The organism is Pelagerythrobacter rhizovicinus (assembly GCF_004135625.1).
Lineage (GTDB): Bacteria > Pseudomonadota > Alphaproteobacteria > Sphingomonadales > Sphingomonadaceae > Pelagerythrobacter > Pelagerythrobacter rhizovicinus.
In genome coordinates, this window is the sequence record NZ_SDPV01000001.1 from 1,187,144 (window position 1) to 1,200,404 (window position 13,261).

13 protein-coding genes are annotated in these 13,261 nt (G+C 66.0%); 6 read left to right on the forward strand and 7 right to left on the reverse strand.

What is annotated here, in order from left to right; all coding sequences use genetic code 11:
- The 5 genes from queA to ETX26_RS05840 all read right to left on the reverse strand — a co-directional run bounded on the left by queA (nucleotide 1) and on the right by ETX26_RS05840 (nucleotide 3,595).
- Nucleotides 1-1,029 carry a tRNA preQ1(34) S-adenosylmethionine ribosyltransferase-isomerase QueA gene (queA, locus tag ETX26_RS05820; protein ID WP_129523699.1) on the reverse strand — a complete coding sequence of 343 codons (1,029 nt, stop codon included), beginning with the start codon at nucleotides 1,027-1,029 and terminating at the stop codon, nucleotides 1-3.
- A gap of 77 nt (nucleotides 1,030-1,106) precedes the next feature.
- Nucleotides 1,107-1,826 carry a peptidylprolyl isomerase gene (locus tag ETX26_RS05825; protein WP_129523700.1) on the reverse strand — a complete coding sequence of 240 codons (720 nt, stop codon included), beginning with the start codon at nucleotides 1,824-1,826 and terminating at the stop codon, nucleotides 1,107-1,109.
- Between the two features lie 98 nt (nucleotides 1,827-1,924).
- On the reverse strand, nucleotides 1,925-2,437 hold the full coding sequence (coaD, locus tag ETX26_RS05830) for a pantetheine-phosphate adenylyltransferase (RefSeq protein WP_129523701.1): 513 nt from the start codon (nucleotides 2,435-2,437) through the stop codon (nucleotides 1,925-1,927).
- Nucleotides 2,434-3,336 (reverse strand): polyprenyl synthetase family protein, encoded by a 903-nt coding sequence (locus ETX26_RS05835; protein WP_404825281.1) that lies wholly within the window; start codon nucleotides 3,334-3,336, stop codon nucleotides 2,434-2,436. Before ETX26_RS05835 ends, coaD begins: the two co-directional genes overlap by 4 nt.
- A gap of 7 nt (nucleotides 3,337-3,343) precedes the next feature.
- A complete protein-coding gene (locus ETX26_RS05840) occupies nucleotides 3,344-3,595 on the reverse strand; it encodes an exodeoxyribonuclease VII small subunit (RefSeq protein WP_129523703.1) in 252 nt (83 codons plus the stop codon).
- A gap of 271 nt (nucleotides 3,596-3,866) precedes the next feature.
- Here ETX26_RS05840 and purL point away from each other — a divergent pair, with 271 nt between their 5' ends.
- Entirely contained in the window at nucleotides 3,867-6,113 is a 2,247-nt protein-coding gene (purL, locus tag ETX26_RS05845) for a phosphoribosylformylglycinamidine synthase subunit PurL (protein WP_129523704.1), read from the forward strand.
- A gap of 174 nt (nucleotides 6,114-6,287) precedes the next feature.
- The gene (locus ETX26_RS05850) at nucleotides 6,288-6,770 is read left to right on the forward strand and encodes a hypothetical protein (protein WP_129523705.1); all 483 of its coding nucleotides are present in this window, start codon (nucleotides 6,288-6,290) and stop codon (nucleotides 6,768-6,770) included.
- A 33-nt stretch (nucleotides 6,771-6,803) separates the two neighbouring features.
- On the opposite strand, the gene ETX26_RS05855 is transcribed toward ETX26_RS05850, so the two are convergent.
- Nucleotides 6,804-7,643 carry a Coq4 family protein gene (locus ETX26_RS05855; RefSeq protein WP_129523706.1) on the reverse strand — a complete coding sequence of 280 codons (840 nt, stop codon included), beginning with the start codon at nucleotides 7,641-7,643 and terminating at the stop codon, nucleotides 6,804-6,806.
- Between the two features lie 199 nt (nucleotides 7,644-7,842).
- Entirely contained in the window at nucleotides 7,843-8,775 is a 933-nt protein-coding gene (gene serB / locus ETX26_RS05860) for a phosphoserine phosphatase SerB (protein WP_191984685.1), read from the reverse strand.
- Between serB and miaA the strand changes: the two genes are divergently transcribed.
- The 4 genes from miaA (at nucleotide 8,720) to ilvC (ending at nucleotide 13,225) form a co-directional block, all read left to right on the forward strand.
- Nucleotides 8,720-9,679, forward strand: a complete 960-nt coding sequence (miaA, locus tag ETX26_RS05865; protein ID WP_129523708.1) for a tRNA (adenosine(37)-N6)-dimethylallyltransferase MiaA — start codon at nucleotides 8,720-8,722, stop codon at nucleotides 9,677-9,679. The genes serB and miaA overlap by 56 nt on opposite strands.
- A gap of 129 nt (nucleotides 9,680-9,808) precedes the next feature.
- Complete coding sequence (gene ilvB / locus ETX26_RS05870; protein ID WP_129523709.1) at nucleotides 9,809-11,557, forward strand: biosynthetic-type acetolactate synthase large subunit; 1,749 nt, start codon at nucleotides 9,809-9,811, stop codon at nucleotides 11,555-11,557.
- The gene (gene ilvN / locus ETX26_RS05875) at nucleotides 11,557-12,072 is read left to right on the forward strand and encodes an acetolactate synthase small subunit (protein WP_129523710.1); all 516 of its coding nucleotides are present in this window, start codon (nucleotides 11,557-11,559) and stop codon (nucleotides 12,070-12,072) included. The genes ilvB and ilvN overlap by 1 nt, the downstream gene beginning before the upstream one ends.
- Before the next feature lie 133 nt (nucleotides 12,073-12,205).
- Nucleotides 12,206-13,225, forward strand: a complete 1,020-nt coding sequence (gene ilvC / locus ETX26_RS05880; protein ID WP_129523711.1) for a ketol-acid reductoisomerase — start codon at nucleotides 12,206-12,208, stop codon at nucleotides 13,223-13,225.
- Nucleotides 13,226-13,261 lie beyond the last annotated feature (36 nt).

Sequence of the window (13,261 nt, forward strand, 5' to 3'; positions counted from 1 at the left end):
TCAGGGCAGCAGCAGCGAGGAATCCCCATAGCTGTAGAAGCGATACTTCTCCGCGACCGCATGCGCATAAGCGGCCTGCATCCGCTCGCGCCCCATCAGCGCGCTGACCAGCATGAACAGGGTCGACTTCGGCAGATGGAAGTTGGTCATCAGCCCGTCGATCGCGCGGAAGGTGTAGCCCGGGGTGATGAAGATCGCCGTGTCGCCTTCGAAGGCACGGATCGTGCCGTCGTCCCCCGCTGCGCTCTCCAGCAGCCGCAAACTGGTCGTGCCGACAGCGATCACACGCCGGCCACTTTGCCGTGCGGCATTGAGCCTATCTGCAGTCGCCGCGTCGATCCTCCCCCATTCGGCGTGCATCCGGTGCTCGTCGGTGTCCTCGGCCTTGACCGGCAGGAACGTGCCAGCGCCGACGTGCAGGGTCAGCGTCTCGGTGGCGATGCCGCGCTGTTCGAGACGCGCAAGCAGGTCGGGCGTGAAATGGAGCGCCGCGGTCGGTGCCGCCACAGCGCCGTCACGCGCGGCGAACATTGTCTGGTAGTCGGTTCGGTCGCGCTCGTCGGTTTCGCGGCGTTGGGCGATATAGGGCGGGAGCGGCATGCGGCCGGCGCGCTCGAGCAATACCTCGACGGGCTCCTCGCCCTCGAAGGCGAGTGTGAAGCTGCCGTCGTCGTGACGTGTCTCGGCGATGGCCGTCACGCCCGCGCCGAATTCGACGCGGTCTCCTTCGCGCAGCCGCTTGGCATTCCGCACGAAGGCCTGCCAGCGCCTGAGATCCATCCGCTTGTGCAGCGTCGCGCCGATCCGCGCCTTGCCCCGGCGCCCTTCGAGCTGTGCTGGAATGACGCGGGTGTCGTTGAACACGAGCACGTCGCCCGGTTCGAGAAAGTCGGGCAAATCGCGTACCACCCGATCCGCAAAGGCGCCCTCGCCCGGCACGACCAGCATGCGCGCGGAATCCCGCGGCACCGCCGGGCGCAGCGCAATCAGGTCCTGAGGAAGATCGAAATCGAAGAGCTCGACACGCATCGCGCGCGCTTAGACGGCCGCTCCCGCTTCGTCATCCCCGCACTGGACGGCGATGACGTCAAAATACACCGGAGCCGTTATTCCTCGACGGGCGCGCTCAGCATATCGGCAGTGATTTCCTGCGTCTGTGGCACCTGCGGTTGCGGCATGCGCTGCGGTTTGTTGTCGGCGGCGATCGAGGCCTGGAGAATCCTGGTCGGATTGGCCGGCGGCTCGCCCCGCTCGATCGCATCCACCGCATCCATCCCCGCAATCACGCGCCCGAAGTTGGTATACCGCTTGTCGAGGCTGAAGCGTGGATAGAAGACGATGAAGAACTGGCTGTTGGCGCTGTCCTCGGACTGGGCGCGGGCCATCGCGACGGTGCCGCGCAAGTGCGGCATCGGATTGAATTCTTCCTCCAGATCGGGGAGCTGGGAACCGCCCTGCCCCGTTCCCGTCGGGTCGCCGGTCTGCGCCATGAAGCCGTCGATCACGCGGTGAAAGATCACGCCATCATAGAAGCCTTGCCGGGTCAACGTCTTGATCCGCTCGACATGATTGGGGGCCCAGCTCGGCATCAGACGGATAGCGACCCGCTGCCCGGTCGAGAGGTCGAGCAGGAGGATATTCTCCCGGTCCTCCTCGACATTGTAGTTGATCGGCGCATAGACCGGCGTGGCCACTGCTTGCGCAGTGGCATCTTCCTCCATCGCGGCCGCGGAGTCCTCCAGCACGTCGTCGTCCTGTGCGGCGGCGATGGTGGGGGCGGCAAGCAGCGACAGCAGGGCGCCGGCGGCAATCAGGCGTCTGATCATGAGTATTCCGTCTTTCAGGCAACTTCGGCGGCAGCGTCTAGCGCCGGGGGACTGTCGGTTCAATGAATGATGCGCGGCGGGACATTTTGGAGGACCGATCAGTAATCCCCCCGCCGGCCAATTTTCTCGACCCGCGCGATTACCTCGTCGCATACCGCGGGGCTGACGAACGGGGAGATGTCGCCCCCGAACAACGCGATCTCCTTAACCAGCTTCGACGCGATCGGCTGAAGCGAGACGTCGGCCATTAGGAACACCGTCTCTATCTCGTCGTCGAGCTGCTGGTTCATGCCCGCCATCTGATATTCGTATTCGAAGTCGGCCACGGCGCGCAGGCCGCGCACGATCATGCTCGCGCCCTGCGCCCGCGCAAACTTCATCAACAACGCATTGAACCCGACCACGTCCACGTTGCCGAGCCCGAGCGAGGCGACCTCGCGCCGCACCATCCCCATCCGCTCCTCGGGCGAAAACATCGGGTTCTTCGAGGGATTGGTCGTCACTCCGATAATCAGCCGGTCGACCAGCTTCGCCCCGCGCCGGATGATATCGGCATGCCCGAGCGTGATCGGGTCGAACGTGCCCGGATAGACGCCAATGCGTTCAGTCACCTGTCTCTCTCCACGATAAAGCGGGCCAGCGCGCGCAGCAGATCGGCCTCAGGGCCATGGGGCGCGAGGTGGCCGATCGCCTGTTCGACCAGCGCATGCGCCTGGTCGCGCGCCTTTTCGGCGCCCATCAGCGTCACGAAGGTCTGCTTGCCCTTCTCGTCATCCTTGCGTAGCGCCTTGCCCGCCTTGGCTTCGTCCCCCTCGTGGTCGAGCAAGTCGTCCGCGATCTGGAAGGCGAGCCCGACGTCCCGGGCGTAGTTGCGCAGATGACCCCGCGCATCGGCCGGCACACGGCCCAGGATTGCACCCATTTCCACGGCGGCCGTAAGCAGCGCACCGGTCTTGAGCTGCTGCAGCCGCGTGATGGCGCGCAGATCATAATCCTGCTGCGCGGCGACCATGTCCATCATCTGCCCGCCGGCCATGCCGCCCATGCCGCTTGCGCCGGCCAGCGTTGCGATGAGTTCGGCGCGGACGAAGGGATCGCTGACCGTTTCCGGCATCGAAAGAATTTCGAACGCGAGCGCGTGAAGCGCGTCGCCGGCGAGCACGGCGGTCGCCTCGTCGAAAGCCTTGTGCAGCGTCGGCTTACCGTGGCGCAGATCGTCGTCGTCCATGCAAGGCAAGTCGTCGTGGATCAGCGAATAGACGTGGATCGCCTCGACCGCGCATCCGGCTTTCACCGCCGTCTCGCGCGCGACGCCGTACATGCCGGCCGTCGCCATCACCAGCAGCGGGCGAACCCGCTTGCCGCCGCCGATCGCGGCATAGCGCATCGCCTCGACCAGGCGGGCGCGGGTGTCGTCGGGGAGCGGCAGGAACTCTTCGAACGCGGCGTCCACCTCGCGCTGAATCCGGGCGAGGCTTGCGGAAAGTACGTCCCCCCGATCGCCGACCAGTTGCACGTCAGCCGTCCCCGCCGAACGGTGCGGTGCCGCGCGGCTGGCCGTCCGGGCCGGTCACGATCTTCTCGATCCGCGCCTGCGCCGCGTCGAGCCGCGCCTGGCAATGCCGGCGCAACTGCTCGCCGTGTTCGTAGAGCGTGATCGAATCGTCGAGCGGCACTTCGCCGCCCTCCAGCTTCCTCACGATCTCCTCCAGCGCGCGCAGCGCGTCTTCGAAGGACATTTCGGCGATTTCGGGCGCAGCCTCGGTCATGCGCGAGAGCATTGGCGGGCGCCTCCGGCTTGGTCAAGGCAGCAGGCGGGGGAGAAGGCGCATGATGTGGATTGTCCGCCGCAGCGCCGATGTGGACGCCCGGCTCCTCGCTCTCCTCCCCGTTCGTGCTGAGCCTGTCGAAGCACCGCCCTTTCTTTGAGCGCAGCGCCTGAAGAAAAGGGCGGCCCTTCGACAAGCTCAGGGCGAACGGATGTAGGGCGGATGCGCGTAGGACTGGCGGCGCGGGCATACCAAGGCTAAGGGCGCGCGCATGGCTACTTCCGAGTCCGCGATCACCCCCGAAGTCGTCGAGCAGCACGGCCTCAGCCCCGAGGAATACGAGCGCGTCCTGCACGCGCTGGGCCGCGAGCCGAACCTTGTCGAGCTCGGCATATTCTCCGTCATGTGGTCCGAGCACTGCAGCTACAAGAGCTCACGCATCCATCTGAAGAAACTGCCGACCGAAGCGCCGTGGGTTATCTGCGGCCCGGGCGAGAACGCGGGCGTGATCGACATCGGCGACGGTCAGGCCGCGATCTTCAAGATGGAGAGCCACAACCACCCCAGTTATATCGAGCCCTATCAGGGCGCGGCGACCGGCGTCGGCGGCATCCTGCGCGACGTGTTCACGATGGGCGCGCGCCCCGTCGCGAACATGAACGCGCTGCGCTTCGGCCGCCCCGATCACCCGAAGATGAAGCACCTCGTGCAGGGCGTCGTCGCGGGCATCGGGGGCTACGGCAACTGCGTGGGCGTGCCGACGGTCGGCGGAGAAACGAATTTCCACCCGGCCTACGACGGCAACATCCTCGTCAATGCGATGACGGTGGGCGTCGCAGACAGCGACAAGATCTTCTATTCGGCCGCGACCGGCGTCGGCAATCCGATCGTCTACGTCGGCTCCAAGACCGGACGTGACGGCATCCACGGCGCGACCATGGCGAGCGCAGACTTCGGCGAGGATGCCGAGGAGAAGCGCCCCACGGTGCAGGTCGGCGATCCGTTCACGGAGAAGCTGCTGATCGAAGCCTGCCTCGAGCTCATGGCGACCGACGCGATCGTCGCGATCCAGGACATGGGCGCCGCCGGCCTCACATCCTCCAGCGTCGAAATGGCGACCAACGGCAAGGCCGGCATTCGGCTCGACATGAACAAGGTGCCCTGCCGCGAAGAGGGCATGACGCCCTACGAGATGATGCTGAGCGAGAGCCAGGAGCGGATGCTCATGGTCCTCAAGCCCGGCAAGGAGGCCATGGCCGAGGAGATCTTCCGCAAGTGGGAGCTCGACTTTGCGGTCATCGGCGAAGTCACCGACACCCAGCACATGGTGCTCGAATTCGACGGCGAGATCGTGTGCGACATCCCGCTCGGCCCGCTCGCGGCTGACGCGCCGCTTTACGACCGCCCGGCGATGAGCCGTGAGGACTACAAGGCCTGGGCCCAGATCAAGCCGCTCGCCGACGTGCCCGAGAGCGCCGACGTCGGCGCGCACCTGCTCAAGCTGATGGCCTGCCCCGACCTCGCCTCGCGCCGCTGGATCGCCGAGCAGTACGACAGCCAGGTCGGCGCCGACACGCTCCAGACCGGCGGCGATGCCGGCGTGGTCCGCGTCCACGGCACGCGCAAGGCGCTGGCGATGACCACCGACTGCACGCCCCGCTACTGCTACGCCGACCCTTATGAAGGCGGCAAGCAGGCGATCGCCGAGGCCTACCGCAACCTCTGCGCGGTCGGCGCACGACCGCTGGCGGTGACCAACTGCCTCAATTTCGCGAACCCCCAGCGGCCCGAGATCATGGCCCAGTTCACCGGCTGCCTGGAAGGCATGGGCGACGCCTGCCGCGTGCTCGACTTCCCGATCGTGAGCGGCAACGTCAGCCTCTACAACGAGAGCAAGGCGACCGGCGGCGGCAGCGCGATCCTGCCGACCCCCGCGATCGGCGGCGTCGGCGTGATCGAGGACTACGGCCGCATGATGACGATGCCGTTCAAGAACGAGGGCGACGTCATCTACCTCGTCGCGGCGGAATACTGGGCCAAACCCGACCCGACTCGCTCGCATCTCGGCAAGTCGCTGTGGCTGCGCGAGATTCACGGTCGCGACGAAGGCCGCGCGCCGCCCACCGATCTGACCATCGAGCGCAACGCGGGCGAGATCGTGCGCCAGCTCATTGCCGACGGGCTGGTGAACGCGGTGCACGATATTTCCGACGGCGGCCTTGCGGTTGCGCTGGCAGAGATGGCGCTGGCGGGCGGGATCGGCGCCGAGGTCGGCGGCAACGACGCCTACACCGCGGCGCAGTGGTGGTTCGGTGAGGATCAGGGCCGTTATGTCGTGACCGTGCCCGATACCGACGCACTCAATAAAGCGCTCGCCAAGGGCACCGAGAACGCCGAGACCGCGATGATCGGTTTCCGCCGCCTCGGCACCGTCGGCGGCGACACGCTGCTGGGCGTTTCGCTGACCGACCTGCGCGAAGCGCACCAGAGCTTCTTCCGCGATTGGATGGAGGGTTAGGCCCGCTCCGGCCTCGCTCGCTTCATATTCTCCTCCGTTCGCCCCGAGCTTGTCGAACGGCTGTCCCTTTTTCTGGCGCCCGCCCGAAGAAAGAGCGGTGCTTCGACAAGCTCAGCGCGAACGGTTAAGAGGTGCGGCGCGCATGGTCAGGTCGCGTGGGAAGGGGTGCCCTGGATGACCCGTACGGTAATCATCGCATGGCTGATCGCCGGGACACTCGACATCCTCTCGGCCTTCGTTTTCGCCGGCATGGCAGGCGTCACGCCAACGCAGGTCCTCCAGTTCGTCGCCAGCGGGCCGTTCGGCGACGAAATGTACGAGAGCGCAGCCGGTGCCGGTGCGCCGCTCGGGCTGCTGACGCACTTTGTCATCATGCTGGCGATGGTCGCCGTGTACGTGTGGATAGCGCCGAACTTTTCCGTGACGCTGCGTCATCCGATCGTGGCCGGACTGCTCTACGGCCTGCTGCTGTGGGTCGTCATGTACTGGATCGTCCGTCCGCTGCGCTGGCCCGAACAATGGCCGCCTGCGGCTTACGCAGGCGACAGCGCGGGCGAGATCGCATGGAACGTAGGCAACGCGCTGTTCTCGCACTGCATCCTGGTCGGCATTCCGATCGCGTGGATCACGGCGCGCTGGAGACGCAAAACGAGCTAGTCGGTCGAAGGCCAACTGCGGACCATTGGAGGGCTAGGTCGCCATCTTCTTCGTCAGCTCCTTGTCGAGTAGATCGTAGGGATCGACGCCCTCGCTGCGCCATACTTCATGGCAGCGACGATACCATTTCGGCACGGTAATATGCAGCTTCTGCCGCGCGTCTTGCAGGTCCATGGCAAGCAGTTCGCGCACCGACATCTCGACGATCGACGGGCAGGCCTTGCCGATCCGATGTGCTTCGCGCACAGCCCGGTAGACCGGTGCCCTGCTCTTGACCTGCTTCTTGATGTTGAACGCGCCGGCGTAGCCTAGCAACAGGTGCCCGTGGCTCGGGCTCTGCCCGTGAGTGAACAGCAGCACGCACTGCTCTCCCAACGCATCGCGGCCATAGCCGGTGAGGACGTGCATCAGGTCGTGCGTGTCGCGCTGGCGGAAGCCGTACCATTCGATGAGATCGCCGTACTTCGGCCGGCCCATCTTGTCCGATTCCGCGACGAGGCCCGCCGCGGTCAGCCCCTCGCGCTCCATGAAATCGACGTATGCATGGGCGACGCTACCCGCGGGCAGCTGCCGCAGCGCGTCGTGGTCGTCGAGGATCGGCGGGAGGAACGGCTCGCTCGCGCGCAATTCCTCTCCTTTCGGACTCAGCGTAAGCGCACGGGCGCGCGGCAGGAAAGTCTTTGACGGCAACGCATCGTAGATGTGGAAGACTTGCTCGGTATCTTCCTTGTCCTTCAGCAGCTCGCGAAAGTGATGAAGCGCCTTGCCGACATCGCGCTTCGCCTCCGGCCGCGCAGGATTGCGGAACAGCGTGCCGTCGCTCGCACAGGCGGCGTTCGGATCGGCATGCGGCAGGGTCTGCACTTCGGTCATCGCGTCGCCCCTTACTGACACACTTGTTAGTGTAGCATTTCAGTTGCAAATTGAAAGGGAGTTCCGGTGGCAGCCTTTCGCGAGCCCCTGCGAAGGCAGGGGCCTCAGGCCGCTGGCGCTTCGCCCGATAGCACGAGGTCCCAGCCTCCGCTGGGACTCGGGAAGGGCTTCGTGCGACGGGAGGCGGCTCGCGCGCGCCCTATCCGCTCACCCATTCCTCATGCAGGACGCCGAGCAGTTCCAGCACCGCTGTCAGATCCCCTCGATCGATCCACCCGTCCGCCGCCTCCCGCGCTTTCGGCTTGGCGCGGTAGGCCAGACCCCAGGTCGCCGCGCGCAGCATCGGGATGTCGTTCGCTCCGTCCCCGGCGGCGAGGCTGGTGGCGTCGGGGCCGATCGTCGCCGCTTCCTCGCGCAGCACGCGCTCCTTCACCGAACTGTCGGTGATCGCGCCCGCGAGCGTGCCGGTCAGCTTGCCGTCGGCGACGGCGAGGCGGTTGCCGACGACGTGCTCGAAGCCGATCTCCTCCGCCACAGGATCGGCGAAGTGATGGAAGCCGCCGGTCACCAACACGGTGCGGCAGCCTTTGGCCTTCAGGGTCGAAACCAGGGTTCGCGCGCCCTCCATCGGCCGAATGCGCTCGGTAAGACAGGTGGCGATCGTTTCTTCCGAAAGACCCGCGAGCAGCCCGACGCGTTCGGCGAGCGCGCTGGCGAAGTCGAGCTCTCCCTGCATCGCCCGCTCGGTGATCGCCGCGACGCGCTCCTTGAACCCGGCGAAGTCGGCGAGTTCGTCGATGCACTCCTGCCCGATCATCGTCGAATCCATGTCCGAGACGAACAGGTCGGGCACCGCCATCTCGCGTTCGGAAACGAGCAGATCGGCGGGCGCGAAATGCTCGTCGAGGATCGCACGAAGCGCCGCTGCGTCGCCTTCGGGCAATCCGATTTCCAACACGTCGCCGCAGAAGTCGAGCATCTGCGCCACGGCCACGCGCATCCCCTCGCGCTCGAGCGCGGCGGTCGCGCGGTCGAGGCGTGTTTCAAGGTTTACCGGGTCTGCTATCAGCCGGGCGATGAGCACCGCAAATTCTCCGAAATCCCGCCGCGAACGGCCGCCGGTGGCGCTCATCGCAGGGCCGACCGCGAGCGGCAAGAGCGATCTCGCCGTGCGCCTGGGGTGCGCACTGATGGAGCACGGCCGGCCGGCCGCAGTGATCAATGCTGACAGCGCGCAAGTCTATCGCGACCTGCGCGTGCTCAGCGCGCGGCCTTCCGAAGAGGAGATGGCGGGCGTGCCGCACCGCCTGTTCGGCGCGTGGGATGGGGCCGAGGCCTGCTCGGCCGCGGACTGGGCCGCGCGCGCGAAGGCCGAAATCGCGGAGCTGCACGCGTGCGGCGGCGTGCCGATCCTGGTCGGTGGGACCGGGCTCTATCTTCGTACCCTGATCGACGGAATCGCGCCCGTGCCGCCGATCGCTCCGGAAATCCGGGAAAAGATTCGTGCCATGCCGGTGAACGATGCGCATGCCGAGCTTGCGGCGCTCGACCCCGAGCGCGCCGCGCAGCTCGCTCCTGCCGATGCGACGCGCATCGCCCGCGCGCTCGAAGTCGTCCGCTCCACCGGGCGCACGCTCGCGCACTGGCAGACGCTGCGCGAAGGCGGAATCGGCGGTGCGGTCGCGCTCCATCCGCTGGTGCTGCTGCCCGATCGTGTGTGGCTCTACGAACGCTGCGACCGGCGCTTCGAGACGATGATCGAATCGGGTGCGATCGAGGAGGTCCAGGCGCTGCTGGCGCGCGGGCTCGATCCCATGCTGCCGGTCATGCGGGCAATCGGCGTGCGCGAAATCGCGTCTTGGCTACGGGGCGAGCGTTCGCGCGCGGACATGATCGCCGCTGGGCAGCAGGCGACGCGCAACTACGCCAAGCGCCAGTACACCTGGTTCCGCCGCCAGCCTCCGCAAGAATGGATGCGGATCGAGTCACTTCGGAATGATCTTGAGGCTCAATTCGCATCATTATTTCGCCCATAGCTCTTGACATATCATATTCTGTCGCATAGGCGGACGGAAGTGAACAGTTTGACCCGGCGCGAACACCCCCTCCGCGCCGGGTCGATCTTTTTCGGCGTATGACGAAGTTGAGAAGGAAAGGGTCGGACAATGGCGGAGGAGCGCAGCGGCGCATCCATCCTGATCGAATGCCTGGTGCGGGAGGGTGTCGAATTCGTCTTCGGCTATCCCGGCGGCGCGGTGCTACCGATCTATGATGAGCTCTTCGCCGATACGCGCGTCCGCCATATCCTCGTCCGCCACGAGGCCGGCGCAGCACACGCGGCCGAAGGCTATGCGCGCTCGACCGGCAAGCCGGGCGTGGTGCTCGTCACCTCCGGCCCCGGTGCGACCAATGCGGTGACCGGCATTGCCGACGCGTTCATGGATTCGATTCCCATGGTCGTCATTACCGGTCAGGTACCGACGGCGCTGATCGGGACGGACGCGTTCCAGGAAGCCGATACGGTCGGCATCACGCGCCACTGCACCAAGCACAACTATCTGGTGAAGGACCCGACGCAGCTCCGTGCGACGATCGAGGAAGCCTTCCGCATCGCCACGACGGGGCGGCCCGGTCCGGTGGTGATCGACATTCCGAAGGACGTCCAGATCGCGCTCGCAAGCTGGGACGACCAGGACACCGCCCCCCTTCCCTCCTCGCGCTATGCACCGCCGGTGGAAGGCGAAGCGGACGAGATCTCGCAGGCGGTCGAGATGCTGGCCGCGGCCGAGCGCCCGATCTTCTACACCGGGGGCGGCGTCATCAACTCGGGTCCCGAGGCGAGCGCGCTGCTGCGCCGCCTGCAGGACCTGACCGGCGCGCCCGTCACGAGCACGCTGATGGGCCTCGGCGCCTTTCCGTCGGATCATCCCGACTGGCTCGGCATGCTCGGCATGCACGGGACCTACGAAGCCAACATGGCGATGAACCGCTGCGACCTGATGGTCTGCATCGGCGCCCGCTTCGACGACCGCGTGACCGGACGCCTCGACGCGTTCTCTCCGGATTCCAAGAAGATACACATCGATATTGACAGAAGTTCGATCAACAAGACGGTGCCGGTCGACCTCGCCATACTCGGTGACTGCACGCATGTGTTACGTCAACTAACTGCCGCCTGGGGCGTTCGCCGCCCGCGCGATCTCGGCGAATGGAAGGCCCGCATCGCCGGCTGGCGCGCCTGCGAGTGCCTCGCCTATCCGCCGAGCAGCACCGAGATCATGCCTCAGAAGGCGATCGAGCGGCTCTTCGCCCTCACCCGCGACCGCCGCCCGATCATCTCGACCGAGGTTGGTCAGCACCAGATGTGGGCCGCGCAGTACTTCGGCTTCTCCGATCCCAACCGCTGGCTCACCAGCGGCGGCCTCGGCACAATGGGCTACGGCCTGCCCGCCGCGATTGGCGCGCAGCTCGGTAACCCGCAAGCGCTGGTGATCGACATCGCGGGCGAGGCCTCGATCCAGATGAACATCCAGGAACTCGGCACCGCGAGCCAGTATCGCCTGCCGGTCAAGATCTTCATCCTCAACAACGAGTACATGGGCATGGTCCGCCAGTGGCAGGAACTGACCTACGAGAGCCGCTATTCGAACTCGTACTCCGACAGCCTGCCCGATTTCGTGAAGCTCGCCGAAGCCTACGGCTGGAAGGGTATCCGCATCGAGAACGAAGCCGATCTCGACGCCGGCATCCTTGCGATGATCGAGCATGACGGTCCGGTCGTGGTCGACTGTCTCGTATCGAAGGAGGCGAACTGCTTCCCGATGATCCCCAGCGGCGCGGCGCACACCGACATGCTGCTCTACGGCGATCTCGTCAGCGGCACGATGGACGACGAAGCGAAGGCGCTGGTGTGATGCTGATCAAGGAAGCCGAATCGCAGCGCCATGTACTGGCGATCACCGTTGACAACGAGGCCGGGATTCTCGCGAAGATCGCGGGGCTGTTCACCGCGCGTGGATACAACATCGACAGCCTGACCGTGGCCGACATTACCGAGAACCACGCCGTCAGCCGGATCACCATCGTCACCAACGGTCCGCCCGAGGTGATCGACCAGATCCACGCGCAGCTCGACCGACTGGTGCCGGTGCACAAGGTCGTCGACCTGACCGAGGAAGGCCCGCACGTCGAGCGCGAGCTGGCGCTGGTCAAGGTCGCGGGCACGGGAGAGAAGCGGGTCGAGGCGCTGCGCCTCGCCGACATCTTCCGCGCCCGCCCCGTCGACACGACGACCGAGAGCTTCATCTTCGAGATCACCGGCACGCCGGAGAAGGTCGACAGCTTCGTCGGGCTGATGCGCGAGCTCGGGCTGGTCGAAGTCGGCCGCACCGGCATCGTGGGCATGATGCGCGGGGCGCAGGGGGCCTAAAGCGACGCCAAGTTTTTCTCGTCACCCTGAACTTGTTTCAGGGTCCATCCGTCCTCTAGCGCGACGCACGCGGCGGAATGGATGCTGAAGCAAGTTCAGCATGACGGTTTCTGTGAGTGAGGAATTGAAGATCATGAAAGTCTACTACGACGCCGATGCCGACCTGAACCTGATCGCCAACAAGAAGATCGCCGTGCTCGGCTACGGCAGTCAGGGCCACGCACACGCGCAGAACCTGCGCGATTCGGGCGTGAAAGAGGTCGCGATCGCGCTGCGCGAGGGCTCGTCCACCGCCAAGAAGGCGGAAGGCGCCGGCTTCACCGTCATGTCGAACAGCGAAGCGGCGAAGTGGGCCGACGTGCTCATGATCCTCGCTCCCGACGAGCATCAGGCCGCGATCTGGGAGAACGATCTCGCGGGCAACATGAAGCCGGGCAGCGCCCTCGCCTTCGCCCACGGGCTCAACATCCACTTCGGCCTGATCGAGGCGCCGAAGGACATAGACGTAATCATGATCGCGCCGAAGGGCCCGGGCCACACCGTGCGCAGCGAGTACCAGCGCGGCGGCGGCGTGCCGTGCCTGATCGCGGTCCACCAGGATGCGACCGGCAACGCGCACGACATCGCCCTCGCCTATGCCAGCGGCGTCGGCGGCGGCCGCAGCGGGATCATCGAGACGAACTTCAAGGAAGAGTGCGAGACCGACCTCTTCGGCGAGCAGGCCGTGCTCTGCGGCGGCATCACGCACCTGATCCAGGCGGGGTTCGAGACGCTGGTCGAGGCGGGCTACGCACCCGAGATGGCCTACTTCGAGTGCCTCCACGAAACCAAGCTGATCGTGGACCTGCTCTATGAAGGCGGGATCGCCAACATGCGGTACTCGATCAGCAACACCGCCGAGTACGGCGACATCAGCACCGGCCCGCGGATCATCACCGAGGAGACCAAGGCGGAAATGAAGCGCGTGCTCGCCGACATCCAGTCGGGCCGCTTCGTCAAGAACTTCGTCCTCGACAACCGCGCCGGCCAACCCGAGCTCAAGGCCGCACGCAAGGCGGCCGAGGCGCACCCCATAGAACAGACCGGCGCGCGCCTGCGGGCGATGATGCCCTGGATCGGCAAGAACAAGCTGGTCGACAAGGAGAAGAACTGACGGCATTCTCCGTGCCGCCAGCATTCGGAGACGCGA

What these genes read in the sequence shown, in the direction of transcription:
- ETX26_RS05850 (WP_129523705.1), top strand. Translation starts at nt 6,288, where the DNA reads ATGACCCGTACGGTAATCATCGCATGGCTGATCGCCGGGACACTCGAC.
- miaA (WP_129523708.1), top strand. Translation starts at nt 8,720, where the DNA reads ATGAGCACCGCAAATTCTCCGAAATCCCGCCGCGAACGGCCGCCGGTG.
- serB (WP_191984685.1), bottom strand. Translation starts at nt 8,775, where the DNA reads ATGAGCGCCACCGGCGGCCGTTCGCGGCGGGATTTCGGAGAATTTGCG.
- ilvN (WP_129523710.1), top strand. Translation starts at nt 11,557, where the DNA reads ATGCTGATCAAGGAAGCCGAATCGCAGCGCCATGTACTGGCGATCACC.
- purL (WP_129523704.1), top strand. Translation starts at nt 3,867, where the DNA reads ATGGCTACTTCCGAGTCCGCGATCACCCCCGAAGTCGTCGAGCAGCAC.
- ETX26_RS05825 (WP_129523700.1), bottom strand. Translation starts at nt 1,826, where the DNA reads ATGATCAGACGCCTGATTGCCGCCGGCGCCCTGCTGTCGCTGCTTGCC.
- ilvC (WP_129523711.1), top strand. Translation starts at nt 12,206, where the DNA reads ATGAAAGTCTACTACGACGCCGATGCCGACCTGAACCTGATCGCCAAC.
- ETX26_RS05840 (WP_129523703.1), bottom strand. Translation starts at nt 3,595, where the DNA reads ATGACCGAGGCTGCGCCCGAAATCGCCGAAATGTCCTTCGAAGACGCG.
- ilvB (WP_129523709.1), top strand. Translation starts at nt 9,809, where the DNA reads ATGGCGGAGGAGCGCAGCGGCGCATCCATCCTGATCGAATGCCTGGTG.
- queA (WP_129523699.1), bottom strand. Translation starts at nt 1,029, where the DNA reads ATGCGTGTCGAGCTCTTCGATTTCGATCTTCCTCAGGACCTGATTGCG.
- ETX26_RS05855 (WP_129523706.1), bottom strand. Translation starts at nt 7,643, where the DNA reads ATGACCGAAGTGCAGACCCTGCCGCATGCCGATCCGAACGCCGCCTGT.